Source organism: Craterilacuibacter sinensis (assembly GCF_009831765.1).
GTDB lineage: Bacteria > Pseudomonadota > Gammaproteobacteria > Burkholderiales > Chromobacteriaceae > Craterilacuibacter > Craterilacuibacter sinensis.
This window is the reverse complement of the sequence record NZ_WSSB01000017.1, coordinates 16,758-40,336: the sequence shown is the minus strand read 5'-3', so window position 1 is coordinate 40,336 and position 23,579 is coordinate 16,758. Positions and strand designations below refer to the sequence as shown.

The following is a 23,579-nucleotide window of genomic DNA, read 5'->3' as shown; positions in this document are numbered from 1 at the left end:
GGCTCGCTCCCGCTGTCAAACGGGGGTGGCGAGCGCGTGGCAGGGTTGACAGACCGGCATCTTGGAACCGGCAGCCCGAAGGCTCCCCGCCACGGCCCGCCATAGAAGGCGCACGGGTGGCGTGATGGACGGACGTAAAAAATGCCGCATGGCGGCTATCCGCCAAGATGTTCAGCCTGTCAAAGCCGGTGCTGATGTGCAGCACGTGGGCATTGTGTGCTATGTCGTGGCGCGTGGTCAAGGCTGTCATGCTGAAGCCCTCCCTGCATCATTGGCCGGTAGGGCGAGGCGCTGGCGCTGTTCGTTGGCAAACACCATCAGGGCGCGCTTGCGTTCTTCGTAGGGTACGCCACGGCCAAGCAATACCATGTCTTGTGCCTCGACCAGTTCCAATAAGCGCAGCTCGGGTTTATTCAGGGCGTTGCGGTCTACCTTGGCAATGCTACCCGTGAGCGCCAAATTGATAAGCCGTGCCTCGTTGGCGTAGTGGTGCTGGGCCACATCCTTACCATCGGCCATACGTACCAGCTTCACCAGATCGCATACGCCCCGGAAGCGTGCCCCGGCATCATGTCTGGCCGCCTGCCAACTATCGGGGCCGGCATTGCCACGGATCAGGGCTTCTACTTGCTCATCGCACCAGATGGCGAAGCGTACATTCAGCCAGCGGGCGAACATAACTGCCAGCTTGGGATGCAGCCATGTTCCGCCGCTCCGACCTTTTCGCGTGTAGATTAAATCACCGGAATTCCGGGTATTTAGTGCCTCTCCAAGTGCGGAAATGTATTCGGTGGTTTCCTGATTTGCCAGCCAGTGATCAACACGCTTGCCGTATTTTTCAGCCGCAAGTGTGGCATTGATCCAACCATCGGCATTGAATTGCATGGCGGTGCCGTTGAATTCGGCCTTGATGATTTTGGTCATGGCATGACATCCCCAGTAATCAGCGCCAAAGCCATACCCAATAGCCAGCGGCGATACGCCAAAATGCCGGCAACAGTTTGAAAAAACATGATATTCTTTCGATTCAGGTAGTTTTGCTTGTCGGCTCTATGTGTTTGCGCACATGGGGCCGTTTCCTTTTGCAGGGCAAGGTTTGTCTGGTCAATGGACATGGCGCGCCCTTTCATGGTGCTGGCGCTGGGCAATGAGATGGCCGGCGCTGGTGCGGTAAGCCGTGCTGGCTTGGGCTGCATCAAAGCACACGGCGCACACGTCAACTGTGTGGCCGCTGGCCGGCGTGGCAAGGGTCAGGCTGCAAGGCAAGGGGCGTAGTTCGCCACATATCGGGCAATGATGGCAGGGGTGTTGTCGTGCGGGATGGCGTTGGCTTTCTGGCTTGTGCTTCATGCGGCCATCCTTCCTTGATGTATCCATACCTTTTTGGCTAGTTCAGCAGCGGCAAAGTCATCTTCATTGGCGCGCTGGTGGCAGTGCTGGCACACACCGGCCCCCCGGTGCCGGCCTGACGTTTTAATATCATCACGCAGGCCCACATCAATATTCCAATGAATCAGGGCGGGTTGATCGCAACCGGGGCAATAACCGCTATGTGCCCATGTCGGGCGCTGATAAAAAATGCGGTAATCCATCACGCCACCTTTCGCCCGGCAGCTTTCAGACGGTCAGCCATCCAGCCATCAATTTCGGTGGATACCCAGCCAACGGCCCGCGCCCCAAGCGGAACTGGTGCCGGAAATGTGGCGGTTTTAATCAGTGCGTAAATGGTGGTTTTTGACAGGCCAGTTCGTGCCATCACATCCGGCAGGCGCATAAAGAAAGCAGCTTGAGTCATTGCCCGGCCTCCGTGCGCGTGGTGCCAGCAGTACGGGCGGCCATGAAGGCATCAAGATCAGATTTCAGGTAAACGCACTTACGCCCGACACGGTAAAAGCGCAGGCCATAACGGCCAGTGCAGGCCCAGTCATGCAGGGTGTGAATGGAGCGACCCAAGTAGGCGGCAGCCTCGGCTCGGGTATATTTGTCTTTTGATGTTTGCATACGTCCTCCGTGTAAGGTGGCTACAGCACCAAGCAGTGCGGCAGGACGTATGTTTATTCATGTAGCTGTTTAGAATGGATGGATAAAAAGCGGTGTAATTCTTAGTGCTTCACTACTAGGGGTAATGGAGCCTGTTATTTTTGCCTCGCAGACTTCCCCCTGTTGCGCTTAACGAAATTAATCATCCAGTAAGAAAACGCCGCGTAACCGCTGAAAGGCACGTAGTGCCTTATTGGTGGCCCTTCCTCTGGTGGGCCGAAGTAAACTAAGCAATACGATGGTTCTTTCATGCGCTTTTCGTGTGCCCGTCTAGCCTTGGTAATGCTTTGCAATAATTTGTCTAATTCATCTCCAGATTGATCGGATAACCCATAAAGTGCGGCACACTGATAAGCCATTACACGATCAGAGACTTTGACAGTACACCCCTTGGTGCACTCTAAAAATGTTGTGACATAGCGCAGCCTAGGCTCATTGTTCACGACTTTGGATAAGCGCCGGTCCCGAGAGATTAACCACTCCGCTACAGGTAAATTTTGTTCATACTGAACATCAAAGAACAGTTCTCTAACCTCATTGAATAGGGCTCTTTCTTGAGGGGGCGAGTTCTTATCCATACCCACCGCACGGTCAGGCATGGCCACTCCATCAGCCATCATCAAATCCATAGCTTCATCCATCATGGAAAGTAGATTGCCTGCCATATCTTTGATGGCATCCAATACCAACTTTCTACGCCTCAGAATTTCCGCATAGTCTTTTTCTGCAACACGGGTTGCTGTAGTCGAAGCAAATAGCAACCAGTCTTTCCACTCACTATTTGTCCATAATTTGGCTATGCCGCCGTTTTTGGATTGCATTGACATGAACATGTCTTGCGCATATGGCCCAAATAGCAGCCGTTGGCAATATGTTAGCGTCGGTTCTTGTGAATGCTGTGCATCTGACAAGTAGCATTCCCATAGCGCAACAGGTAGATATTCCGGCCTGCTTGTTGGGAGGATTATTTTCATCTAAATCACGCCTTCACGTGACGCCATCATGGAGAAGGCCACCCCAGCGAGTGAAGGCTTCCCGCGTTCGCCCCGTCGGGCTAGGGGTGGTTAGAGAATTGTATCAAATTGCCGTTAGGCTAAGGGGATTACACCTATCGCGGCGGCGTTCGTGGTGTAGTACGTCTTGCAGGTATAGGGTCTTTGCGTGGGCAAGGCGCTTGCCGGTGGCCGGCGTGGCTGGTGCTGTGGTGTGGTGTGTGGGTACTGGCTGGTGGGTCTGGCCGGGGCCTTTGGCGTCACCCGCTCGGGCATGGGCAAGGTTCTTGCCGATGCCCGGCGTGGTCGGTGCTGGGGTGTGCGGGTTAGTGGTCGGTGATCTAGTCATGGCCTTGGGTGTCACCGGCTCGGGCAAGGGTAAGGCGCTTGCCGGTGGCCGGGGCTGGACGTGTGGGGCACTGGCTGGTGATCTGGCTGTGGTCTTTCATGCCGCCCTAGATGGGAACGGTATCACCTTGCCGCCTTCGCCTTGGCCGGCTACATATGCCGCCCACCATGTCATCATGGCGCGGCGTTCATCCATGTATTCGGCGCGGTTGTACACGGCCCGGACTTCGTTTTTTTCAGCGTGGGCAAGCTGTCTTTCTATTGCATCAGGATTAAAACCGCTCTCGTTCAATATGGTTGAAGCGGTAGACCTGAAACCGTGTATATCCGCTTTCCCCTTGTAGCCCATGCGGTGCAAGGCGCGGCGCAAGGTTTCTGGCGACATGGGGCGGGATGGTTCGTTTCTGTTGGGGAAAATGTGCTCACGGTTGCCGCTGATCTGGGAAAGCTCGCGCAACACTTCCAGCGCGCGCGGGGCCAGTGGGACAAGGTGCGGCGGCGCGGTCTTCTTTGCTTTTTCTGTCAGCTTGCGATGCTCGGGCGGGATGGTCCATAGCGCAGCATCAAAGTTAATTTCAGACCAGCGAGCGGCGGCCATTTCACCCACTCGGGTGAAGGTTAGCAGCATCATTTCCATCATGAGCTTGGTTTGCCGGGTTCCGTCATACCGATCTAGTGCGGCCAGAAATTCGGGAATGTCTTCACGTTTTAGCGCCTTGCGTGGCTCGGATTGCTGGGTCTTGAGTGCCCCAACTAGCGGCGCGGCGGGATCACTGTCACAACGTCCGGTCAAAATAGCTAGCCGAAATACGCCGGAACAGCGTTGCCGTAATCGCTTCATCGTGTCGATATTGCCGGCGCTCTCTACCCGTCGCAGCACCTCCAGTAGCTCCAGCGGTTTTATTTCCGACACGGGCCGCGCTCCGATGGCTGGGAAAATATGCCGCTCCATTGCCGCAATCACATTAGCAGCGTGTGCCGGGTGCCATTCGTGGCTTTCTTTATCGTGCCATTCGCGGGCGATGGCCTCAAAGGTATTAACGGCAGCAATGCGGGCCGTTATTTTTTCTTCTTTGCGCTTGGCTCCGGGGTCGGTTCCTTCTGCTAACAGCAGGCGGGCTTCGTCTCGCTTCTCTCTTGCCGCTTTTAGGCTGGTTTCTGGGTACACGCCAATGGCCAGCAATTTTTCTTTTCCTGAGTGCCTGTACTTCATGCGCCAGTATTTGCGCCCGGTAGGCATGACCCAAAGCGAAAGCCCCAAGGCATCCGACATTTTGCGAATCTTGCCGTCGGGGTCTGGCATGGCATTTTTGCAGCCGTTATCTGTCAGTGGCATGGGGGTATCTCCTTTGGGGGTATCTTTGCCGGGCAAGCGCGTTGGCGCGTGTTTTTGGCCTGCCTTAGCATTCCGGGCGCTTCATTTCGGGTTTCTATGTGCGCGCAAAATGGCACTGATTTTGCCGTTTTTTGCCCTGTCACCGCCTATCAGGCAGTGACACCCGATTTTGTCACTGTCTAAAAATCCTTTAAAAACAACAATGTCACTGCGTCACCGCTGTCACCGCCTGATTTTTGACGTACGGGTGGTTTGTTGTGTCGCTGTGGCAAATGGACGTGGCATCGCTATATATGTGTATGGCATATATACACTTTTGTTATTAGTGTATGAATTGCAAATGGTGCCGATGACAAGGCCAGACTTTACCATCTGGGGGTATCAGTTTTCTAGCCTTTAGCAGATACCCCCAGATATACCCCCAAAAAGTGCCGGCTGCTATGGGACGTTGGCGCACTGTTACGGACAACAAAAAACCCGCAAAGCCTTGTGCTGTGCGGGTTGGGTGAACTTGTTGGAACCTTGCGGAACTGCTTGTTGGTGCCCCCGGCGGGAATCGAACCCACAACTGCCCCTTAGGAGGGGGCCGTTATATCCATTTAACTACGGAGACTTTGACACAGGTCAGGCCTGACGACGCACGGCCTGGTAAGCCAGATCGACCAGCGCTGCCTTGATGTCCGACTCGGGCAAGCCGGCAATCGCGGCAATGGCCGCATCGGCTGCGCGTTCGGCTTCAGCAGTCGCATAATCCAGCGCGCCGCAGCATTGTACCGCAGACAGCACTTCTGGGAAACGGTCGCGATTGGCATTGGCAATGGCATCGCGTACCAGCTCTGCGGTTTCGGCGCTGCCGTGGCGCATGGTGTAGATCAGTGGCAGTGTCGGCTTGCCCTCGGCCAGATCATCGCCCAGGCTCTTGCCTATGGTGGCCGCATCGCCGCTGTAGTCCAGTACGTCGTCGATAATCTGGAACGCCGTACCCAGATGCATGCCATAGGCGGCCAGTGCTGCAATACTGTCTTCGTCGGCACCTGCCATGATGGCCCCCACTTGTGCCGCCGCCTCAAACAGTTTGGCGGTCTTGTAGCGGATAACCTGCAAGTATTGCTCTTCGCTGACATCGGTTTCACCGATATTCAGCAGTTGCAGTACTTCGCCTTCGGCGATGATATTGGTGGCTTCGGCCATCACCTCCAGTACGCGCATATTGCCGCTGCCGACCATCATCTGGAAGGCGCGGGTATACAGGAAGTCACCCACCAGTACGCTGGCGGCGTTACCGAACAGGGCATTGGCGGTTTCGCGGCCACGGCGCATATCGGACTCGTCAACCACATCGTCGTGCAGCAGGGTCGAGGTGTGGATGAACTCTATCATCGCAGCCAGCTTGTACAGATGCTCGCCACGGTAGCCGCAGGCCAGGCCGGACAGCAGAGTCAGTGCCGGGCGCATGCGTTTGCCCCCCGCACCGATAATGTATTCGGCCATCTGGCGGATCAGGGCAACGTCGGAGTGCAGACTCTCGCGGATAACGCGGTCAACCGCCTGCATGTCGTCGGCGATCAGGGTTCGGTAGAGGAGGTTGGACACAATGATTTTGGATGCGTGAGTGCTAGGGCCAGGAGCGCATGATATTAACAGAAAAGCCCTGCGCCCCGCCATGCCCTGTGCATGTGAGGGCGTGACGGGCAAAAAATTGACACGATTCAGGCACTTGCGTAGAATTCCCGGCTCTTTCGCACGCTTCGTGTACGGAAGATTTTGAATTAGGAGCTATTCGAATGTATGCGGTCATAAAAACCGGCGGGAAACAGTACAAAGTTTCCGTTGGTCAAAAACTCAAAATAGAACAGATACCTGCAGACATCGACAGCCAGATCGTACTTGAAGAAGTGCTGATGGTCGCTGACGGTGAACAGGTTTCTGTAGGTGCTCCTCTGGTTGCTGGTGCTTCCGTGAAGGTTACGGTTGTTGCCCACGGCCGTGGCGAAAAGGTTCGCATCTTCAAGATGCGCCGTCGTAAGCACTACCAGAAGCATCAAGGTCACCGTCAGAACTACACCGAAGTCCGCATCGACGAGATTTCGAAGTAAGGAGCATAAGTCATGGCACACAAGAAAGCAGGCGGTAGTTCACGCAACGGTCGTGACTCCGAAGCCAAACGCCTCGGCGTTAAGGTTTACGGTAGCGAGCTGATCCCAGCTGGTTCCATCATCGTGCGTCAGCGCGGTACCAAGTTCCACGCAGGTGAGAACGTTGGCCAGGGCAAGGATCACACCTTGTTCGCCAAGGTTGATGGTTATGTAGAGTTCACCACCAAAGGTGCTCTGCAGCGCAAGACGGTTAATGTTGTTCCGTACACCGGTGCAGACGCCGAGTAATCGCCGTTCCGGTCTGGAAAGCCCTATCCTGCGATAGGGCTTTTCTTTTTTGTGAGGTGTGAGGCATGAGGTGCTGCACACGCGGCATCTGATGCCTGACTCCTCACTGTCCAGCGCAAGGATGAGAAGATGAAGTTTATTGATGAAGCCCGTATTGAAGTGGTAGCGGGCCGTGGCGGTAATGGCGCAGCCAGCTTCCGCCGTGAAAAATTCGTGCCGTTCGGCGGACCGGATGGTGGTGATGGCGGCAAGGGCGGCAGTGTCTATGCCGTGGCCGACGAGAACGTCAACACGCTGGTTGAATACCGTTTTGTCCGTAAATACCTGGCCGAACATGGTGAGCGTGGTCGTGGCGCCGATTGCTACGGCGCAGGCGGTGCAGATATTGAACTGCATATGCCGGTCGGCACCATCATCATGGATACCGATACTGACGAAGTGGTTGCCGACCTGAGCCATCACGGCCAGCGCCTGTGCATCGCCAAGGGCGGTGCCGGCGGTCTGGGCAATATCCACTTCAAGAGCTCGACCAACCGGGCGCCGCGCCAGTGCACGCCGGGTGAAGACGGCGAAGCGCGCTCCTTGCGTCTGGAGCTGAAGGTATTGGCCGACGTCGGTTTGCTGGGCATGCCCAACGCTGGCAAGTCGACCTTTATCCGCTCGGTGTCTGCGGCCAAGCCCAAGGTGGCCGACTATCCGTTTACCACGCTCTACCCCAATCTGGGTGTGGTGCGCATGCAGGATACCAAGAGCTTCGTGATTGCCGATATTCCTGGCCTGATCGAAGGCGCAGCCGACGGCGCAGGCCTGGGTCACCGCTTCCTCAAGCATTTGCAGCGCACCGGTATCTTGCTGCACATCGTGGATGTGGCGCCGTTCGACCCGGATGTCGATCCGGTGCGCGAGGCGCATGCGCTGGTGGAAGAGCTGAAAAAGTATGATGAAGAGCTGCTGAGCAAGCCGCGCTGGCTGGTGCTGAACAAGCTGGACATGCTGCCGGAAGAAGAGCGCGAGCCGACCGTGTCGGCTTTCCTTGAGGCTTTCGGCTGGACTTCGGCCAAGCCGGACGACAGCTACGAGTTCGATATGGTGACACCTCGCGTGTTCTCCATCTCGGCATTGACCGGTGAAGGCACCAAGCCCTTGACCCACGCCATCATGCAATACCTCGACATCAAGCGTCAGCAGGAGCGTGATGCAGCGGCAGCCAAGGAAGCGGCCGAAGCTGAAGCTAAGGCGGTATTGCGGGCCGAGCGTCAGGCAGCACATGCCCAGCGCGAAGCGGCAGCGGCTGACGCCCGTGCCAAGAAAGAAGCCGAACTGGCCGCGGCCAAAGCCGCCAATCGCGCGGCGCGCGAAGAAGGAAACCAGGCTGGCGAATAAGCTTTGACCTGATAAAGAATCGGGGGCAGACCTGTCAGCAGGACTGCCCCCGATTTTTTTGTCTGTGCCGGCGCTTAGCGGTAGTGCTTGCGGATCTCGCGGCGGATTTCGCGGCGTGCCTCGCGCTTTTCCTGTCTAACTTCACGGAAGGCATTCGCCTTGGCCTGGCGGACTTCGCGGGCACCTTCACGGATGGCCTGACGCTTTTCCCACGGTGTATCGGCATTGTAGAAGTCGCGCGCCGCTTCCCGCCTTTCCTGCAGTACTTCACGCGCACCCTCGCGCTTGGCTTGGCCAACTTCATGCGCGCCTTCCCATATTTCCTTGCGAACATCCCAGCTTCCGGCAAATACGCTGCTGCAGCCGAGTAGCAGCATGGCAATGATCAGGGGTTTTTTCATGTTTGATATCCTTGTATGGCGGATGGTGAGCTTGCTGCCACCCTTGACGATGCCTGAATTATGATTGCGGTTACTTTTTAAGTGTAGGGTGTGTGCATTTGTTCACGTGCCGCAGAAGTGCAGGCGAGCTTTTGGTGCCATCAACGATAAGCTGGATAGTTTTGATACACTCGCAGGCATTGCCCGCCAGGATATGCCGCATGCCCCGTCTGTTACTGCTTGTTGTCCTGTTGTTCTCCGGTCTGAGCGTACGTGCTGCCGAACCCTTGACTGTTGCTGTCGCCGCCAATCTGCAATACACCTTTGTCGAACTGGCGCAGCGTTTTACGGCGCAAAGCGGCATCCCGCTCCAGCCGGTGTACAACTCTTCCGGCAAGTTTGCCGCCCAGATCCAGAACGGCGCGCCATTTGATGTTTTCTTGTCGGCGGATACCGAATATCCGGCGGCGCTGGCCGCATCCGGCCATGCTGCCGGCGCGCCGCGCATCTACGCCTATGGCCAGCTGGTGCTGTGGTCGAGGCAGCCGGGCTTTGATATGAAAAACTGGCAGCAGAGCCTGTTGTCGCCCGCTGTGGGCAAGATTGCCGTCGCCAACCCCAAGGTCGCGCCCTATGGCCGAGAAAGCATGAAGGTATTGGCGCGGCTCAAGCTGGATGGCGTTTTGCGCGCCAAGCTGGTGTTTGGCGAGAGCATCGCCCAGACCAACCAGTACATCCATTCGCGCGCGGCGGACGCAGGCTTTACCGCCAAGGCGGTGGTGTTGTCGCGCCAGATGGCGGGGCAGGGACAGTGGGTGGACATAGACCGCAAGCTGTACCAGCCTATCGGCCAGGCCATGCTGATTACCCGCCATGGTGCCGCCACGCAGGGCAAAGCCGCCCAGGATTTTGCCGATTTTATGATCGGCCCGGAGGCGCAGCGCATTTTGCAACAACACGGTTATCTGTTGCCATGAACCGCTTTGCCGCCACTTTGCTCGAGCGCGAGCGCGAGGGCTGTCTGAGCCTGAGCCACCTCAGACTGGATAATGGTGTCGAGCTGACCGCCTTGTCGGCCGGTTTGGACGGCGTGGACGAGGCCGGCGCACGCCTGTATGTCGCCATCAAGGCGGCGGAAGTGTCGCTGGCGCGCCCGCCCTTGTCCGCCATCAGCCTGCGCAACCGCCTGCCCGGGCGGGTATTGCGTCTGGAGCATGGCCGTTTGCTGTCGCGCATTATGCTCGACTGCGCTGGCCTGACGCTGGAGGCGCTGATTACGCGGCGCGGCGCGGATGAGCTGGCGCTTGTGGTGGGGGACGAGGTGATTGCGCTGGTCAAGGCCAACGAACTGACGGTGCTCTCTGATGTGGACTGAACTTGACTGGGCACCGTTGTGGCTGACCTTCCGTCTGGCCGGCATCACGACCCTGATCCTGCTGCTGATCGGTGTGCCGCTGGCGGCGTGGCTAGCGGCCACCCAGAGCCGCTTCAAACCGGTCGCCGAAACCCTGGTCAGCATGCCGCTGGTGCTGCCGCCCTCGGTGCTGGGTTTTTACCTGTTGCTGGCCTTCAGCCCGAATAGTGCGCTGGGTGGCTGGCTGCTGGCGACCTTCGACTTGCGTCTGGTGTTTACCTTTGAAGGGCTGGTGCTGGGCTCGGTTCTGTTCAGCCTGCCTTTTATGGTGCATCCCTTGCAGTCGGCCCTGTCGGCCTTGCCGCATAGCCTGAGCGAGGCGGCTTATACGCTGGGGCGCTCGCGCAGCAATACCCTGTTTACCGTGCTTTTGCCCAATATCAAAGGGGCTTTGCTGGCCGGTATCGTGTTGTCGTTTGCCCATACCGTGGGTGAATTCGGCGTGGTGCTGATGATAGGCGGCAATATTCCGGGGGTAACCAAGGTGGCCTCGATTGCCATTTACGATGAAGTCGAAAGCCTGAACTATGCCGCAGCCAATCTGTACGCCGGCGTGCTGTTTGTCCTGAGCTTTGTCATCTTGCTGGCGGTGTATCTGTTTAACCGTCGCGCGTTAAGGGCCGCATGATAGAAATCAACGTGGAAAAGCGGCTGGATGGCGCGGCGGGTAGCCAACTCTTGCGTGTGGATAGCCGCTGGGATTCGGGGCAGCGCGTGGCGCTGTTTGGCGCCTCGGGTGCCGGCAAAACCACCTTGCTCAGGATGCTGGCAGGGCTGGTGCGCCCGGACGCCGGGCGCATCGTGGTTGATGGCGAACTCTGGTTCGACAGCCGCAAGGGTGTGTGCCTGCCGGCACAGGCGCGGCGGGTAGGCATGGTGTTTCAGGACTATGCGCTGTTTCCGCATTTATCGGTGCGCGGCAATCTCGAGTTTGCCCAGGCGCGCAAAGACCCGCAGCGGGTGGACGAGCTGCTGGCGCTGACCGGGCTGGCTGCGCTGGCGACGCGCAAGCCGGCGACTTTGTCCGGTGGCCAGCAGCAGCGAGTAGCACTGGCGCGCGCGCTGGCGGCCGAGCCGCGGCTCTTGCTGCTGGACGAGCCCTTGTCGGCGCTGGACCCGGATTTGCGCGAGCAGTTGCAGGGCGAACTGCTCGCGCTGCAACAGCGGTTTGCCTTGTCTACGGTGCTGGTCAGTCATGATCTGGCCGAGGTGTTTCGTCTGGCGCAGCATGTGCTCAGGCTGGAGGCGGGGCAGGTGATCGGCGAGGGCGCACCGGCCGAGCTGTTTCTCGCGCAAAGCGGCGGCGGACGCTTTCATCTGGCGGCACAGGTGCTGGCGATACGACGTGTCGACGTGGTCGAGATGGCCAGCTTGCTGGTGGGCGGACAGATTGTCGACGTGGTGCTGGATGAGGGCGAGGCGGCACGGCTGCGCGTGGGGGCTAGTGTCACCATCGCCGCCAAGGGCTTTAGTCCGCTGATTCTGTGATGTGACATAAATGCGAATAAATCGCATTCATTGCTGGATTAAATCACGCCGATAGGGTGATAATGCGAGCCATTATCATCTGTGTCGGAGTGTGCATCATGTTGCCTCTCACTCTGGGCCAATTGCGGCCCGGTCAAAAAGCGACGGTCAGTGCTTTGTCTGCGGCTGCATTGCCATTTCGGCGCAAACTGCTGGCGATGGGGGTGACTCCGGGCTGTATGGTCGAAATCGTGCGCGTCGCGCCATTTGGCGACCCGGTCGAGCTGAGCCTGCGTGGCTTTTCTTTGTGCCTGCGCCGGGCCGAGGCGGACGGAATCGAGGTGGCGCTATGCCGTTAAACAGCATCAGCCTGATCGGCAACCCCAACTGCGGTAAAACCACATTATTCAATGCGCTGACCGGCGCGCGGCAGAAAGTCGGCAACTGGCCCGGGGTCACGGTAGAGCGCAAGAGCGGGCGTCTGCGTGGCGATGCCCCGCTGGAGGTGGTCGATCTGCCCGGCACCTATTCGATTGAAGGCGGTGACGAAGGCGTATCGGAAGACGAACGCATCGCCCGCGACCATGTGCTGGCCGGCGCGGACGGGCTGATTGTCAATGTGCTGGATGCGGGCAATCTGCAGCGCAATCTGTTTCTGACTTTCCAGTTGCTGGATCTGGGCCGTCCGATGCTGGTGGTGTTGAATATGGTGGATGCGCTGGAAAACAGCGGCCACAGCATAGACATACCCGCTTTGCAGCAGGCACTGGGCTGCCCGGTGCTTGCCATCTGCGCCAATCGTGGCAAGGGGGTTGCCGAGCTGGTGACGGCCATCCAGCTGGCGGCGGCGAGCGCCGTGAGCCCTTGCCCCCAGCCTACGCTGGCGGGCGATCTGGAAGTCTGGCTGCAGGCGCAGGCACAGGCCGAGCCGGATGTCAGCCGTGCCATACAGTCGGCACGTTTGCTGGAGGGTACGGCCAGTTCACTGCCGGATCTGGCTGGGGAGGACGCCGATATCGCGCTGGCCAGCGCGCGCTATAGCGCCATTGATCTGCTGTGTGCCAGGGTGCTGCGGCGCGAGCATATTGCCAGCCCCGGCATGACCGCGCGGCTTGACCGCTTCGCGCTGGGCCGTGTGACCGGTCTGCCGGTGTTCCTGCTGGCCATGTATCTGATGTTCCTGCTGGCGATCAATGCCGGCGCGGTGTTTATCGACTTCTTCGACTTGGCCACCGGCACTTTGCTGGTGGACGGCACCGCCCATCTGCTTTCGGGCATGGGTGCGCCGGCCTGGCTGGTGGCGGTACTGGCCCACGGCATCGGCGGCGGCATTCAGACCGTATCGACCTTTATTCCGGTGATTGCCGCCATGTTCCTGTGTCTGTCCTTTATGGAAGACTCGGGCTATCTGGCGCGTGCCGCCATGGTGGTTGACCGTGCCATGCGCGCGGTCGGCCTGCCGGGCAAGGCTTTCGTTCCCATGCTGGTCGGCTTCGGCTGCAATGTGCCGGCCATTATGGGCACGCGCACACTGGACTCCAGCCGCGACCGGCTGACCGCCATCATGATGATGCCTTTTATGTCGTGCGGTGCGCGACTGCCGGTGTATGTGATGTTTGCCGCCGTCTTCTTCCCCAGCGACGGGCAGAATGTGGTTTTTGCCCTGTATCTGCTGGGCATCGCTATTGCGGTACTGACCGGGCTTGCCATGAAGCACAGCCTGCTGTCGGGCGAGATTTCGCCTTTTGTGATGGAGCTGCCACCTTATCGCCTGCCTACGCTTAAAGGCATGCTGATCCACAGCTGGCAGCGGCTGAAGAGTTTTATCGTGCGCGCGGGCAAGGCGATCGTGGCGGTGGTAATGGTGTTATCGCTGTTCAATTCGCTGGGTGCAGACGGCAGTTTCGGCAATGAAAACACCGAGGCTTCGCTGCTGTCGGCAACCGGCAGGGTGCTGACGCCGGTATTTACCCCTATGGGCATTACGCAGGATAACTGGCCGGCAACGGTCGGGCTGTTTACCGGCATCTTCGCCAAAGAAGCCGTGGTGGGTACGCTGGATTCGCTGTACGGCAATCTGGCGCGTGCAGCGGCAGGGCATGAGGATGAGCCGGTTTACGATATGGCGGCCGGCCTGCAGGCCGCCGTTGCCAGCGTGGCTGATAATCTGGCGTCGCTGGGGGACAAGCTGACCGATCCGCTGGGCCTGTCGGTCGGGGATCTGGCCGACCGCGATGCGATTGCCGAAGAGCAGGGCGTGGACACGACCACCTTTGGCCAGATGCAAATGCGTTTTGGCGGTGCGGCCGCGGCGCTGGCTTATCTGGTGTTTATCCTGCTGTACACGCCTTGCGTCGCGGCGCTGGGCGCGGTGTATCGCGAGGCCGGCGCACGCTGGATGGCGGGGGTCGGGGCGTGGTGCTTCGTGATTGCCTGGTCGGCGGCGACGCTGACTTATCAGGTCTCGCGTCTGGCAACGGCACCGGTCACGGCCGGGTTATGGATCGCTGGCGTGCTGGGCATGCTGGGGCTGGGGTTTTTGCTGTTGCGCTACTTTGGCCGTCAGGCTGGCGCGGCCAATGCCCTGCCGGCAGGCAAGGCCAAGGCTTGCGCTTCCGGGAGCTGTGCATGCTGAACCGGCTGCGGGATATTTTGCAAAGCCGTGCCGTTTTGAGTCTGTCCGAGCTCTCAGTGCTGATGCAAGTGCCGCCATCGGCTCTGGAGCCGATGCTGGCGCTGTGGATACGCAAGGGACGGGTGCAGGTCAGTGGCGCTGCATGCGGCGGGGGCTGTGGTGGCTGCAGCAGCAGCAGCGACTGCCGCCTTTACCAGTGGCGGGACGAGACAGCTCGACCGGTTTTTGTATTAGAGCAGGCTTAGCTGGCCGCTTGCATGCTGCGTTCGCGCGCAACCAGGCAGTTGCGTCCGCCTTGTTTGGCCTGGTACAGGCGCTCATCGGCCTGATGCAGTTGCAGCTCTATACTCTGGGTGCTGCAATCTGACAGGCCGATGCTGATGGTGAGATTCAGGTGCTGGCCAGCCAGATGCTGCTTCTGGTTTGCCAGCGCCTGGCGGAAGTTCTCCAGCCTTTGCTGCTGTACCCGGTTATCGCCGCCCAGAATAATGGCAAACTCCTCCCCGCCCAGTCGCGCCGCCATTTCGTCCGGAAAATGTTCTCGCAGCTGTTTTGCCAGCGCTATCAGCGCCTCATCGCCACCGGCATGGCCGCAGCGGTCGTTGATGGACTTGAAATGGTCGATATCCAGCATGGCGACAGCGTAATCGTCATTCTGGCGTAGTGCCTCGGCAAAAAAGGCACGACGGTTGGGCAGGCTGGTCAGCGCATCCTGATTGGCTGCCTGCACCAGGGCCTCCATATTTTCCAGATATTCGATCGTACGCGTGATACGGCAGTAAAACTCTTCAGGATTGAATGGTTTACTCAAAAAATCGTCGGCGCCGGCCTTGATAAAGCGCGGATTGGTGTTGCTATTGGATGAACCGGAAATGCCGATGATGGCGAGTTGCTCGCGTCCGAAACTGCGACGGATCTCGGTGGTCAGGTTGGCACCATCCATGCCCGGCATATCATGGTCTATCAGCGCCAGACGGATATGTTTGTGCTGTTTCAGTGCCTGTTTGGCTTCATCGGCATCGCTGGCAAGAATGACCTGGAACAGGTAGCGTTCCAGCAGCGATTTGAGATGTTGGCGTACTGTATGCGAATCATCGACGACCAATGCGGCCAGCTGGCGGTTGCGGTCCAGACGGCGCAGCAGCATGGCTACATACTCCAGCGCCGCTGGCATGTCTTTGGGGATGTAGTCGACGACCGGATAGGACAGAATCTTTTCGCGGGTCGCGGCATCATTGCGTGCGGTCAATACCAGCGTCGGGACACCTTTTTTCAGCAGGTCGTAAAGCGCCTCGCCTTCCAGTGCATCGGGCAGGCTGTAATCCAGCACAGCGGCCATCAATCCGCCCTTGAGCAACTCCTGCTGCATCTGGGCGCGGCTCATGGCGATGCGGACGCAATAGCCCATGCGTTCTATCACCCGCGCCAGCGGGTGCAGAATAGCGGTACTGTCTTCGATTAGCAGGATATCGCCACTCGGCATGCTCTTTCCCATTTGCTTCAACTCGGTATGATCATATCATTAACCCCTCTGGGTTGACTTGTGCAGTATGTTGTATCCGTTTGCCGAAGAGGTCTTTTTCATATGCCGCGCTGTCGTGCAGCTTCAGAATGGGACCGGCTGCGGGTGGTTTATTGGCATCTGCCGCTTTGTTGGTAATAATGTGCCTTTTTATGACAAAGGCACGGCTCGATGAAGCTCACCCCTCTTGATGGTAATTCGCAGAAGCTTGATGGCGGCGCGATGTTCGGCAATGCACCGCGTGCCTTGTGGTCGCGCTATCTGGCGCCTGACGAGGCCAATCGTGTACCGCTGGCTTGCCGCTGCCTGCTGGTTGAAACGGCAGGCCAGCGTATCCTGCTGGAAACCGGGATCGGTGCTTTTTTCTCGCCTGAAATGCGCGAGCGTTACGGCGTGGTCGAGGCGCAGCATGTCTTGCTGGACGCACTGGCAGCGCAGGGCCTGTCTGATGCCGATATCGATGTGGTGATCCTGTCGCATCTGCACTTCGATCACGCTGGCGGTCTGCTTGCGGCCTGGGATGGCGGCCCGGCCCGGCTGCTGTTTCCCAATGCGCGCTTTGTTGCCGGTCGCGCCGCCTGGCAGCGTGCACTGACGCCGCATGCGCGTGATCGTGCCTCTTTTATACCCGAACTGATTGCGCTTTTGCAGGCATCGGGTCGTCTGGTGCTATCCGATGGTGAAATGCCGGATTGCCTGCCACAAGACTGGCGCTTTCATCTGTCGCATGGGCATACGCCGGGTATGTTGCTGACTGAAATTCCGACGCAGGCCGGGCCGCTGGTGTTTGCCGCCGATCTGATTCCGGGTACGCCTTGGGTACATGTACCGATCACCATGGGTTACGACCGCTATCCGGAAATGCTGATCGATGAGAAGCAGGCGCTGCTTGAGGGCCTGCTGGCGCGCGAAGGCGGCCTGTTCTTTACCCATGATCCACATTTGGCCAGTGGCAGGGTGGTGCGTGACGGCAAGGGGCGCTTTGGTGTCGAGGACTGGGGTGTGCTGGCGGTGGCGTGATTGAGTGTTGTTTTTGTTTAACATGTTTAACGCGTGTTGAATTTATTAATTCAAAAATATGCGGCTAAAGGCATTTCTTGGCTAAATCCTTATCCGCAAGCCCTTGCAGCACTGGCAGGGAGGACGGTTCAGCCGTCCATCCCTGCCTTTTCCCGGGTAGCCGCGGCCGCTGACGGCACTGCAACTGTAGTTTTTTCGTTCACAACTCTTCGACTGGGGCACGGCATGGCGGATAATCCGCAAAAAACAACCACCCTAATCGCGGGAGACAGCGTGAGATGTTGATTTGGTTTGTCGTGCTTTATTTGATGGTGACGGTCGGGATCGGCCTGTACGCCTCGACCCGGGTTCAGAATGCCAAGGACTTTGCCACGGCCGGTGCCAGCATGCCCTTGCCGGTGGTGACCGCCATGGTGTTTGCCACCTGGTTTGGCTCGGAAGCCATTCTGGGTATCCCGTCCACCTTCCTGGCTGAAGGCTTCTCCGGCATCGTCGAAGATCCGTTCGGCTCTTTTGCCTGCCTGATGCTGGTCGGTATCTTTTTCGCGCGCCGCCTGTACCGGATGAACCTGCTGACCATCGGCGACTTCTTCCGCCAGCGCTATGGTCCGGTGGTCGAGGCAATTTCCAGCATCGTCATCATCCTGTCCTACCTGGGCTGGATCGCGGCGCAGATGACGGCGCTGGGCGTGGTGTTCAACGTGCTGTCAGACGGCGCGATCAGCACCACCATGGGCACCTTGCTGGGTGCAGTCATCGTGCTGGTCTATACGCTGTGCGGCGGCATGCTGTCGGTGGCGTTTACCGACTTCCTGCAGATGTCCATCATCGTGATTGGCCTGGTGTATCTGGTGTGGCTGATCGGCGGCATGGCCGGCGGTGCCGACGTGGTGATTGCCAAGGCGGTCGCCGCCGACAAGTTCACCTTCCTGCACGACACTGACCCCAAGACCGTGGTCGGCTTTATCGGTGCGGCGGTGACCATGATGCTGGGCTCTATCCCGCAGCAGGATATCTACCAGCGCGTGATGTCGGCCAAGAGCGAGCAGGTGGCCCAGCGCGGCACGATCCTAGGCGCGATCTTCTATCTGTGCTTCTGCATGCTGCCCATCTTCCTGACCTATGCGGCCGAGATCATCGAACCCGGGATGGTGGCCAGCGTGGCCGCCCGCGATGCGCAGATGATCCTGCCGACGCTGATCCTCGACAAGACGCCGTTGTTTGCACAGGTCTTGTTCTTTGGCGCACTGCTGTCGGCCATCATGTCGACCGCCTCGGGTACGCTGATGGCGCCGTCGGTCACCTTTACCGAAAACGTGCTCAAGCACTTGCTGCCGCGCATGACCGACCGCCAGTTCATCCGCGCGATGCGCATCTCCATCGTGGTGGCCGCCATCTCGACCACAGCCTTTGCCTTGTTGTCCGATGCCAGCATCTACGAGATGGTCGGCAATGCCTACAAGGTCACGCTGGTCGCCGCTTCGGTGCCGCTGATTGCCGGCCTGTTCTGGAAACGGGCCACGACTCAGGGCGCCTTGCTGGCCATCGTTCTTGGCATGGTGTCGTGGCTGTCGCTGGAGTACAGCTATACCGACGCTGCGTTCTGGCCACCGCAGCTGGTGGGTCTGATTATGAGCTTTGCCGGTATGGTCGTTGGTTCGCTGGTGCCGCAATATGTGGCGACACCAGCCGCGCAAATCCGGCACGCCTGATTGCCGCACCATGCAAAACGCCCCGCATTGCGGGGCGTTTTGCATGGCACGAAGGGCACGGGCATCAGCTGCGTGGCCGCAGATGGGCCAGATAGCGCCGTTCCAGACGGCGGAACAGCCAGGCGATCAGGAAAGTCAGTGTCAGGTAAAAGGCGCCGGCGGTCAGGAAGGGTTCGAAGGCCTGATAGCTGTCGCTGTAGATCTGGCGCGCGACACCGGTGAGGTCAGCCAGGGTGACGAGACCTGCGATGGCGGTGCCTTGCAGCATCATGATCACCTCGTTGCTGTAGGCCGGCAGCGCGCGGCGCAGTGCCGAGGGCAGTGCAATACGCTGCAGCGTCTGCCAGCGGCTCATGCCGATGGCGCGCGCGGCTTCGATCTCGCCGTGGGCGGTATTGCGGATCTGCCCGGCGATGATCTCGGTGGTATAGGCGGCGGTATTGAGGGTGAAGGCGAAGATGGCGCACCAGTACGCTTCCTGCAGATAGGTCCACAGCCAGCTCGCGCGCACCACCTCGAATTGCGCGATGCCGTAGTAGATCAGGAACAGCTGTACCAGCATCGGCGTACCGCGGAACACATAGGTGTACAGCCACACCGGTGTCGATAGCCAGCGGTTTTTTGATGCGCGCAGCAAGGCCAGCGGCAGGGCCAGAGCGAAGCCGGCCAATAGCGACAGGGTCAGCAGTTCCAGCGTCAGCAGCAGGCCGTCGCGTCCGGGCAGTGCCGGGCCGGCTTCGGCGAGGCCGAAAAACGCCGGCAGTTTCTCCAGCACCAGATCCATGTCTATCATAGTTCGGCCTCCCTGATGCCCAGCGAATAGCGTGCGCACAGCCGGTTCAGCGCCAGCATGGAAATGCTGGTGATGGCCAGATACAGCAGCGCCACGCACAGGTAGACGGTAAACGGCTGCTGCGTCACCGATTTGGCCACATCGGCACGTGCCATCATGTCGTCCAGCCCGATCACCGAGACCAGTGCTGTCGATTTCACCAGCACCAGCCAGTTATTGGAGAAACCGGGCAGGGCGAAGCGCACCATCTGCGGCAGCATGATGCGGCAGAACACCCGCAGCCGGCTCATGCCGTAGGCGTGCCCGGCCTCGATCTGGCCGGGGGGGACGGCCAGCATGGCCCCGCGGAAGGTCTCGCTCATATAGGCGCCGAAGATAAAGCCCAGCGTCAGTGCGCCAGCGATAAAGGCGTCGATGTCCAGTGGTGCTAAGCCCAGTGCCAGTGCAATATCGTTGACCAGCATCTGGCCGCCGAAAAACAGGATGAACATCCACACCAGATCGGGGATGCCGCGCACCATGGTCGAATACAGTTCGGCCAAGAGCGCCAGCGGCCGGTTTTTCGCCAGCCGGAAGGCCGCGCCCATCAGGCCCAGCAGCATGGCAAACAAGAGTGCCAGCGCCGCCAGTTTAAGCGTCATCCATAAGCCGGCAAACAGGCCGGGCAGGTAGTCTTCAAGCATGCGGTGTGCTCCCTTGGTTTACAGTGCCAGCAGGCGACCGCTGCGCAGCGGCGTCTCGCCGGCGACAAAGCACAGTTCGAGGCCGGCTGGCACAAAGCGCTGCAGCACGCGTGCGTAATAGATGCCGCTGGCTTCGGCGCACAGTTCGCTGCGCTGGCCGGACAGCGGGTCTATTACCCAGCCCAGCCGTGTGCCGGCTTCGACCGGACTGCCGACCGGATGGCAGTAGCTGACGATGCCGCCATGCGGCGCACAGCTGACGGATACACCCTGCAGCGGGGTCGGCATGGCCGGCGCGGCCGGCGGTTGCGCCTCGCCGGTGACGGCACCGCGCCAGACCAGGTAGTCCAGCAGATGCGCGGCATCGCCTGTCGCCTGTTCCAGCGACACATCGAGTTGGCCGCGTAGCTCGACCGTGGCGGCAAAGCAGGCCATGGGCAGTTGCGGGTAATGCTGGCGCAGCCACCACCACGGCCGGGTGCAGCAGTCATCGAAGGAGTTGCCGCCCTGCTCGGTTGCATGCAGGGTCGCGGCGGCGCCCATGAAACCGGCCAGTGCCGTCGCCTCGTCCAGTTGCTCGCTGTGCACATACAGATGCAGCTCGGCCTCGCTATCGCAGTGCAGGTCGAGCACCACATCGCTGACACAGGCCAGCGCAAACAGCGTGTGCTGCAGGCTTTCCAGCTCGGTTTTCGGGCAGGATTCGCCCAGCAGCGCCTGCATCTGCTCGCGCACGGTGGCGGTATCGATCGCCTCGCCCTGGCTCGGAAGACCTTGCAGACGCGCAAGCAGCCCGGGGCCGAGGTCAGGATAGTTGCGGTTGAAATTGAGACCGCTGCCCGCATCGAAGCGTCCTTGCGCCAGCCCCAGATGCTGCTGCGCCAGACCGACGGGGTTGGCCACCGGCAGCAGCAGGATTTCGCCGCAGATGTGGCCCTCGGCCTCCATCTCGGCCAGGCGCTCGCGCAGCAGCGTCAGCGTCAGCATGCCGGGAATTTCGTCGGCATGCAGCGCTGCCTGCAGATAGACGCGCGGGCGCGCGCCGGCATTGCCGAAGCGCCACAGCTTGAGCGCATGTTGCTGGCCCGGTATCGGGCTTATCAGGGGCAGGGTCTCGATTTGCATGGCAGGCTCAGTCGTACTGGTTGTAGTCGAAGTAGCGGTCGTTGATCTTCTTGTAGGTGCCGTTCTTCAGGATGGCCGCCAGCGCGGTATTTACCTTCTGTAGCAGCGCCTGATCTGCCTTGCGCATGGCAATGCCCGAGCCGGTGCCGAAGTATTTGACGTCGTTGAACTTCGGGCCGAACAGCGAGAGTTTGTTGCCGCCGGGGCCCTTGAGGAATTCGGTGCCGACACCGATTTCAACCATGATCGCGTCGACGCGGCCGGCATTCAGATCCAGCAGCGCGTTAGCCGGGGTGCTGTAGCTGCGTACCTTGGCGCCGGCCTTGCCGAAGACGTCCTTGGCGTATTTTTCCTGGATGGTGCCCTGCTGTACGCCCAGCGTCTTGCCCTTCATGCCCGCTGGCGTGCCCGTGAGCTGGATGCCTTTCTTGCCGAGAAACTGCGAATAGCCGCCTTCGTATTTGGCACTGAAGGCCACGGCCTTCTCGCGCTCGGGGGTGATGGCCATCGAGGCGACGATCAGGTCGAACTTGCGTGCGTTCAGTGCCGGAATCATGCCGTCGAAGTCGTAACGCATGATCTCGCATTTGGCTTTCATCTCGGTGCACAGCGCATTGGCGATATCGACATCGAAGCCGGACAGCTTGCCGTCGGGTGCAACCACGCTATAGGGCGGGAAGGTGCCATCGGTGGCGACGCGCAGGGTGTCGCCGGCCTGGGCCTGGCCTGCGAGCAGGGCGGCCAGTGTGAGCATGGTCCATGTCTTGATCTGCATAATGTTCTCCTCTGGGTCTGGCCTTGCCGCGTGGCAGGCGAGCAAACACTTTATTGCCCACGGCGGCTGCGCTAACAGGTACAGTAAGGTCGGAATACCACCTAGCCCGTACAGGTAAAAATGGCTATACAGCATGTTTTCAGCATTTTCAGGCTGCAGCCCGCCGCCGGAACCCTGGTTCAGCAGCTGGTGGATGCGATCAGCCGCGCAGCCCAGGAGGGACAACTCTCTGCCGGCGAGCGGCTGTGGTCCATCCGCCAGCTCTCGCGCGAACTGGGCATCAGCACCTTTACCGTGGCCGAGGCTTATGACCGTCTGGTTGCCACCGGCATCATCAGTGCCCGTCGCGGCGAAGGCTTCTACTTGGCAGGGAGCGGGCAGGGGCGGCCCGAGCTCGACAGCCTGCCGCCGCTGCCGGCCCATGCTTTCTGGCTGGCCGACAGCCTGTACGAGCCGCCACCGGACGCGATCAAGCCCGGCAGCGGCTGGCTGCCGCCGGCATGGTTTGCCGATATGGGGCTGGAGCGTGGCCTGCGCCAGGTCGCCCGCAGTACTTCGGGCGGCGAACTGGCCGGTTATGGCGAGCCGGGCGGCCTGCCCGCCCTGCGCGACTACCTGGTGCGCGAACTGGGCGAGGCGGGGCTGCCGCTGAGCCGCCAGCAACTGGTACTGACGCAGGGGGCGAGCCAGGCGCTGACGCTGGCGCTGGCCTGTCTGACCCGGCCGGGTGACTGTGTGCTGGTCGATGATCCCGGCTACTGCAATCTGGTCATCGGTCTGCCGCTGCACGGCATCCAGCCGTTGGGTGTGCCATGGACGCCACAGGGACCGGATCTGGTGGCGCTGGAGGCGCTGCTGGAGCAGCACCGGCCCAAGGTCTTTTTCACCAATCCGCGCCTGCACAATCCGACCGGTGCCAGCTATAGCGCGGCCACGGCCCACCGTGTGCTGCAACTGGCGGAGAAATACGACTTCTGGATCGTCGAGGACGATGTCTGTGCCGGGCTCTCTGCCAGCAGCGTGCCCTCGCTGGCGGCGCTGGACGGACTGAGACGGGTGGTACATGTCGGCAGCTTCTCCAAGACTCTGTCGCCGGGTTTACGCGTGGGTTTTGTCGCCGCCGAGCGCGGGGTGGCCGAGGCGCTGATCCATCACAAGATGGTGTATGGCCTGACCTCGTCCGAGCTGGCCGAGCGGGTGGCGCTGGCCGCGCTGAGCGATGGCCAGCAGCGGCGGCGCATTGCGCGGCTGCGCGCGCGGCTGGCCGAAGCGCGGGCGCAGACGCTGTCGCTGTGCGCGCGGCAGGGCCTGGATGTGTTTGCCGCCGGCAGCGAGGGCATGTTTGTCTGGGCGCGCCTGCCGCAGGGCTGTGATGGCGTGGCGCTGTCGGCAGAGGGGGTCAAGGAGGGGGTGATGCTGGCACCGGGCGCCTTGTTCCGTCCCGGCCAGCAGGCATCGGATTATCTGCGCCTGAATGTGGCATACAGCGCAGAGGCGCGGGTCGAGGTTTTTCTGGCCCAGCATCTGGGGGGGCTACAGGGTTAGTCCTGCTTGCGGTAATTCGTATGGC

The 23,579-nt window shown here is 60.0% G+C and carries 29 protein-coding genes and 1 tRNA gene; 15 read left to right on the top strand and 15 right to left on the bottom strand.

Annotated features, from left to right (window positions below; genetic code table 11):
* Window positions 1-246 precede the first annotated feature (246 nt).
* Both GQF02_RS14740 and GQF02_RS14735 read right to left on the bottom strand, forming a co-directional pair.
* Complete coding sequence (locus GQF02_RS14740; RefSeq protein WP_160798146.1) at window positions 247-924, bottom strand: KilA-N domain-containing protein; 678 nt, start codon at window positions 922-924, stop codon at window positions 247-249.
* Window positions 921-1,115, bottom strand: coding sequence for a hypothetical protein (locus GQF02_RS14735; protein WP_160798144.1), 195 nt, complete (start codon window positions 1,113-1,115; stop codon window positions 921-923). Before GQF02_RS14735 ends, GQF02_RS14740 begins: the two co-directional genes overlap by 4 nt.
* Here GQF02_RS14735 and GQF02_RS14730 point away from each other — a divergent pair.
* Window positions 1,114-1,275, top strand: coding sequence for a hypothetical protein (locus GQF02_RS14730; protein ID WP_160798142.1), 162 nt, complete (start codon window positions 1,114-1,116; stop codon window positions 1,273-1,275). The two genes, GQF02_RS14735 and GQF02_RS14730, sit on opposite strands and share 2 nt — an antisense overlap.
* 71 nt (window positions 1,276-1,346) lie before the next feature.
* Here the strand turns inward: GQF02_RS14730 and GQF02_RS14725 are convergent, their stop codons facing one another.
* The 4 genes from GQF02_RS14725 to GQF02_RS14710 all read right to left on the bottom strand — a co-directional run bounded on the left by GQF02_RS14725 (window position 1,347) and on the right by GQF02_RS14710 (window position 3,014).
* Complete coding sequence (locus tag GQF02_RS14725) at window positions 1,347-1,592, bottom strand: hypothetical protein (protein WP_160798140.1); 246 nt, start codon at window positions 1,590-1,592, stop codon at window positions 1,347-1,349.
* Window positions 1,592-1,795, bottom strand: a complete 204-nt coding sequence (locus GQF02_RS14720) for a helix-turn-helix transcriptional regulator (protein ID WP_220789503.1) — start codon at window positions 1,793-1,795, stop codon at window positions 1,592-1,594. The genes GQF02_RS14725 and GQF02_RS14720 overlap by 1 nt, the downstream gene beginning before the upstream one ends.
* Entirely contained in the window at window positions 1,792-2,001 is a 210-nt protein-coding gene (locus tag GQF02_RS14715; RefSeq protein WP_160798138.1) for a helix-turn-helix domain-containing protein, read from the bottom strand. The genes GQF02_RS14720 and GQF02_RS14715 overlap by 4 nt, the downstream gene beginning before the upstream one ends.
* 134 nt (window positions 2,002-2,135) lie before the next feature.
* Window positions 2,136-3,014, bottom strand: coding sequence for a hypothetical protein (locus GQF02_RS14710; protein ID WP_160798136.1), 879 nt, complete (start codon window positions 3,012-3,014; stop codon window positions 2,136-2,138).
* A 187-nt stretch (window positions 3,015-3,201) separates the two neighbouring features.
* Here GQF02_RS14710 and GQF02_RS14705 point away from each other — a divergent pair, with 187 nt between their 5' ends.
* Window positions 3,202-3,372: a hypothetical protein gene (locus GQF02_RS14705; RefSeq protein ID WP_160798134.1), complete on the top strand. Its 171-nt coding sequence runs from the start codon at window positions 3,202-3,204 to the stop codon at window positions 3,370-3,372.
* 105 nt (window positions 3,373-3,477) lie between these two features.
* On the opposite strand, the gene GQF02_RS14700 is transcribed toward GQF02_RS14705, so the two are convergent.
* The 3 genes from GQF02_RS14700 to ispB form a co-directional block, all read right to left on the bottom strand.
* Entirely contained in the window at window positions 3,478-4,716 is a 1,239-nt protein-coding gene (locus GQF02_RS14700) for a tyrosine-type recombinase/integrase (protein ID WP_160798132.1), read from the bottom strand.
* 538 nt (window positions 4,717-5,254) lie between these two features.
* A tRNA-Arg gene (locus GQF02_RS14695) sits at window positions 5,255-5,329 on the bottom strand.
* An 11-nt stretch (window positions 5,330-5,340) separates the two neighbouring features.
* A complete protein-coding gene (ispB, locus tag GQF02_RS14690) occupies window positions 5,341-6,312 on the bottom strand; it encodes an octaprenyl diphosphate synthase (RefSeq protein ID WP_328698633.1) in 972 nt (323 codons plus the stop codon).
* 188 nt (window positions 6,313-6,500) lie between these two features.
* Here ispB and rplU point away from each other — a divergent pair, with 188 nt between their 5' ends.
* From rplU to obgE, 3 genes are all read left to right on the top strand, one after another.
* Window positions 6,501-6,812, top strand: coding sequence for a 50S ribosomal protein L21 (gene rplU, locus GQF02_RS14685; RefSeq protein WP_124736600.1), 312 nt, complete (start codon window positions 6,501-6,503; stop codon window positions 6,810-6,812).
* A gap of 12 nt (window positions 6,813-6,824) precedes the next feature.
* Complete coding sequence (gene rpmA / locus GQF02_RS14680) at window positions 6,825-7,100, top strand: 50S ribosomal protein L27 (RefSeq protein WP_124736599.1); 276 nt, start codon at window positions 6,825-6,827, stop codon at window positions 7,098-7,100.
* 129 nt (window positions 7,101-7,229) lie between these two features.
* Entirely contained in the window at window positions 7,230-8,483 is a 1,254-nt protein-coding gene (gene obgE / locus GQF02_RS14675) for a GTPase ObgE (protein WP_124736598.1), read from the top strand.
* A 74-nt stretch (window positions 8,484-8,557) separates the two neighbouring features.
* On the opposite strand, the gene GQF02_RS14670 is transcribed toward obgE, so the two are convergent.
* Entirely contained in the window at window positions 8,558-8,884 is a 327-nt protein-coding gene (locus GQF02_RS14670; protein ID WP_124736597.1) for a hypothetical protein, read from the bottom strand.
* 200 nt (window positions 8,885-9,084) lie between these two features.
* On the opposite strand from GQF02_RS14670, the gene modA reads away from it, so the two are divergent.
* The 7 genes from modA to GQF02_RS14635 all read left to right on the top strand — a co-directional run bounded on the left by modA (window position 9,085) and on the right by GQF02_RS14635 (window position 14,624).
* Complete coding sequence (gene modA / locus GQF02_RS14665; RefSeq protein ID WP_160798128.1) at window positions 9,085-9,840, top strand: molybdate ABC transporter substrate-binding protein; 756 nt, start codon at window positions 9,085-9,087, stop codon at window positions 9,838-9,840.
* Window positions 9,837-10,238 (top strand): TOBE domain-containing protein, encoded by a 402-nt coding sequence (locus GQF02_RS14660; protein WP_160798126.1) that lies wholly within the window; start codon window positions 9,837-9,839, stop codon window positions 10,236-10,238. The genes modA and GQF02_RS14660 overlap by 4 nt, the downstream gene beginning before the upstream one ends.
* Window positions 10,228-10,905 carry a molybdate ABC transporter permease subunit gene (modB, locus tag GQF02_RS14655; protein ID WP_124736594.1) on the top strand — a complete coding sequence of 226 codons (678 nt, stop codon included), beginning with the start codon at window positions 10,228-10,230 and terminating at the stop codon, window positions 10,903-10,905. Before GQF02_RS14660 ends, modB begins: the two co-directional genes overlap by 11 nt.
* On the top strand, window positions 10,902-11,765 hold the full coding sequence (locus GQF02_RS14650; RefSeq protein WP_124736593.1) for an ATP-binding cassette domain-containing protein: 864 nt from the start codon (window positions 10,902-10,904) through the stop codon (window positions 11,763-11,765). Before modB ends, GQF02_RS14650 begins: the two co-directional genes overlap by 4 nt.
* 98 nt (window positions 11,766-11,863) lie before the next feature.
* Window positions 11,864-12,103, top strand: coding sequence for a FeoA family protein (locus tag GQF02_RS14645; protein WP_220789502.1), 240 nt, complete (start codon window positions 11,864-11,866; stop codon window positions 12,101-12,103).
* Window positions 12,094-14,379, top strand: a complete 2,286-nt coding sequence (gene feoB, locus GQF02_RS14640; RefSeq protein ID WP_160798122.1) for a Fe(2+) transporter permease subunit FeoB — start codon at window positions 12,094-12,096, stop codon at window positions 14,377-14,379. Before GQF02_RS14645 ends, feoB begins: the two co-directional genes overlap by 10 nt.
* Complete coding sequence (locus GQF02_RS14635) at window positions 14,373-14,624, top strand: FeoC-like transcriptional regulator (protein ID WP_160798120.1); 252 nt, start codon at window positions 14,373-14,375, stop codon at window positions 14,622-14,624. The genes feoB and GQF02_RS14635 overlap by 7 nt, the downstream gene beginning before the upstream one ends.
* Here the strand turns inward: GQF02_RS14635 and GQF02_RS14630 are convergent.
* Window positions 14,621-15,862: a response regulator gene (locus GQF02_RS14630; RefSeq protein WP_160798118.1), complete on the bottom strand. Its 1,242-nt coding sequence runs from the start codon at window positions 15,860-15,862 to the stop codon at window positions 14,621-14,623. The genes GQF02_RS14635 and GQF02_RS14630 overlap by 4 nt on opposite strands.
* A 210-nt stretch (window positions 15,863-16,072) precedes the next feature.
* Here GQF02_RS14630 and GQF02_RS14625 point away from each other — a divergent pair, with 210 nt between their 5' ends.
* Both GQF02_RS14625 and GQF02_RS14620 read left to right on the top strand, forming a co-directional pair.
* Entirely contained in the window at window positions 16,073-16,921 is an 849-nt protein-coding gene (locus tag GQF02_RS14625) for an MBL fold metallo-hydrolase (RefSeq protein ID WP_124736588.1), read from the top strand.
* 278 nt (window positions 16,922-17,199) lie between these two features.
* The gene (locus GQF02_RS14620) at window positions 17,200-18,633 is read left to right on the top strand and encodes a sodium:solute symporter family protein (RefSeq protein ID WP_160798116.1); all 1,434 of its coding nucleotides are present in this window, start codon (window positions 17,200-17,202) and stop codon (window positions 18,631-18,633) included.
* Between the two features lie 64 nt (window positions 18,634-18,697).
* Here GQF02_RS14620 and GQF02_RS14615 read toward each other — a convergent pair whose 3' ends face one another.
* The 4 genes from GQF02_RS14615 to GQF02_RS14600 are packed head-to-tail and all read right to left on the bottom strand — an operon-like array spanning window position 18,698 to window position 22,009.
* Window positions 18,698-19,426 carry an ABC transporter permease gene (locus tag GQF02_RS14615; protein ID WP_160798114.1) on the bottom strand — a complete coding sequence of 243 codons (729 nt, stop codon included), beginning with the start codon at window positions 19,424-19,426 and terminating at the stop codon, window positions 18,698-18,700.
* Entirely contained in the window at window positions 19,423-20,109 is a 687-nt protein-coding gene (locus GQF02_RS14610; protein WP_160798112.1) for an ABC transporter permease, read from the bottom strand. Before GQF02_RS14610 ends, GQF02_RS14615 begins: the two co-directional genes overlap by 4 nt.
* A gap of 18 nt (window positions 20,110-20,127) precedes the next feature.
* The gene (locus tag GQF02_RS14605) at window positions 20,128-21,234 is read right to left on the bottom strand and encodes a succinylglutamate desuccinylase/aspartoacylase family protein (protein WP_160798110.1); all 1,107 of its coding nucleotides are present in this window, start codon (window positions 21,232-21,234) and stop codon (window positions 20,128-20,130) included.
* 7 nt (window positions 21,235-21,241) lie between these two features.
* Window positions 21,242-22,009: a transporter substrate-binding domain-containing protein gene (locus GQF02_RS14600; RefSeq protein ID WP_160798108.1), complete on the bottom strand. Its 768-nt coding sequence runs from the start codon at window positions 22,007-22,009 to the stop codon at window positions 21,242-21,244.
* Between the two features lie 120 nt (window positions 22,010-22,129).
* Here GQF02_RS14600 and GQF02_RS14595 point away from each other — a divergent pair, with 120 nt between their 5' ends.
* Window positions 22,130-23,554, top strand: a complete 1,425-nt coding sequence (locus GQF02_RS14595) for an aminotransferase-like domain-containing protein (RefSeq protein WP_160798106.1) — start codon at window positions 22,130-22,132, stop codon at window positions 23,552-23,554.
* Window positions 23,555-23,579: the final 25 nt, after the last annotated feature.

Coding starts and splice junctions, on each gene's coding strand:
- GQF02_RS14625 (WP_124736588.1), top strand. CDS start 16,073: ATGAAGCTCACCCCTCTTGATGGTAATTCGCAGAAGCTTGATGGCGGC.
- GQF02_RS14615 (WP_160798114.1), bottom strand. CDS start 19,426: ATGATAGACATGGATCTGGTGCTGGAGAAACTGCCGGCGTTTTTCGGC.
- GQF02_RS14660 (WP_160798126.1), top strand. CDS start 9,837: ATGAACCGCTTTGCCGCCACTTTGCTCGAGCGCGAGCGCGAGGGCTGT.
- GQF02_RS14645 (WP_220789502.1), top strand. CDS start 11,864: ATGTTGCCTCTCACTCTGGGCCAATTGCGGCCCGGTCAAAAAGCGACG.
- GQF02_RS14740 (WP_160798146.1), bottom strand. CDS start 924: ATGACCAAAATCATCAAGGCCGAATTCAACGGCACCGCCATGCAATTC.
- GQF02_RS14720 (WP_220789503.1), bottom strand. CDS start 1,795: ATGACTCAAGCTGCTTTCTTTATGCGCCTGCCGGATGTGATGGCACGA.
- GQF02_RS14735 (WP_160798144.1), bottom strand. CDS start 1,115: ATGTCCATTGACCAGACAAACCTTGCCCTGCAAAAGGAAACGGCCCCA.
- obgE (WP_124736598.1), top strand. CDS start 7,230: ATGAAGTTTATTGATGAAGCCCGTATTGAAGTGGTAGCGGGCCGTGGC.
- GQF02_RS14635 (WP_160798120.1), top strand. CDS start 14,373: ATGCTGAACCGGCTGCGGGATATTTTGCAAAGCCGTGCCGTTTTGAGT.
- GQF02_RS14650 (WP_124736593.1), top strand. CDS start 10,902: ATGATAGAAATCAACGTGGAAAAGCGGCTGGATGGCGCGGCGGGTAGC.
- GQF02_RS14670 (WP_124736597.1), bottom strand. CDS start 8,884: ATGAAAAAACCCCTGATCATTGCCATGCTGCTACTCGGCTGCAGCAGC.
- GQF02_RS14710 (WP_160798136.1), bottom strand. CDS start 3,014: ATGAAAATAATCCTCCCAACAAGCAGGCCGGAATATCTACCTGTTGCG.
- GQF02_RS14630 (WP_160798118.1), bottom strand. CDS start 15,862: ATGCCGAGTGGCGATATCCTGCTAATCGAAGACAGTACCGCTATTCTG.
- feoB (WP_160798122.1), top strand. CDS start 12,094: ATGCCGTTAAACAGCATCAGCCTGATCGGCAACCCCAACTGCGGTAAA.
- rpmA (WP_124736599.1), top strand. CDS start 6,825: ATGGCACACAAGAAAGCAGGCGGTAGTTCACGCAACGGTCGTGACTCC.
- modA (WP_160798128.1), top strand. CDS start 9,085: ATGCCCCGTCTGTTACTGCTTGTTGTCCTGTTGTTCTCCGGTCTGAGC.
- GQF02_RS14595 (WP_160798106.1), top strand. CDS start 22,130: ATGGCTATACAGCATGTTTTCAGCATTTTCAGGCTGCAGCCCGCCGCC.
- rplU (WP_124736600.1), top strand. CDS start 6,501: ATGTATGCGGTCATAAAAACCGGCGGGAAACAGTACAAAGTTTCCGTT.
- GQF02_RS14725 (WP_160798140.1), bottom strand. CDS start 1,592: ATGGATTACCGCATTTTTTATCAGCGCCCGACATGGGCACATAGCGGT.
- GQF02_RS14600 (WP_160798108.1), bottom strand. CDS start 22,009: ATGCAGATCAAGACATGGACCATGCTCACACTGGCCGCCCTGCTCGCA.
- GQF02_RS14610 (WP_160798112.1), bottom strand. CDS start 20,109: ATGCTTGAAGACTACCTGCCCGGCCTGTTTGCCGGCTTATGGATGACG.
- GQF02_RS14715 (WP_160798138.1), bottom strand. CDS start 2,001: ATGCAAACATCAAAAGACAAATATACCCGAGCCGAGGCTGCCGCCTAC.
- GQF02_RS14730 (WP_160798142.1), top strand. CDS start 1,114: ATGGCGCGCCCTTTCATGGTGCTGGCGCTGGGCAATGAGATGGCCGGC.
- GQF02_RS14620 (WP_160798116.1), top strand. CDS start 17,200: ATGTTGATTTGGTTTGTCGTGCTTTATTTGATGGTGACGGTCGGGATC.
- GQF02_RS14605 (WP_160798110.1), bottom strand. CDS start 21,234: ATGCAAATCGAGACCCTGCCCCTGATAAGCCCGATACCGGGCCAGCAA.
- modB (WP_124736594.1), top strand. CDS start 10,228: ATGTGGACTGAACTTGACTGGGCACCGTTGTGGCTGACCTTCCGTCTG.
- GQF02_RS14700 (WP_160798132.1), bottom strand. CDS start 4,716: ATGCCACTGACAGATAACGGCTGCAAAAATGCCATGCCAGACCCCGAC.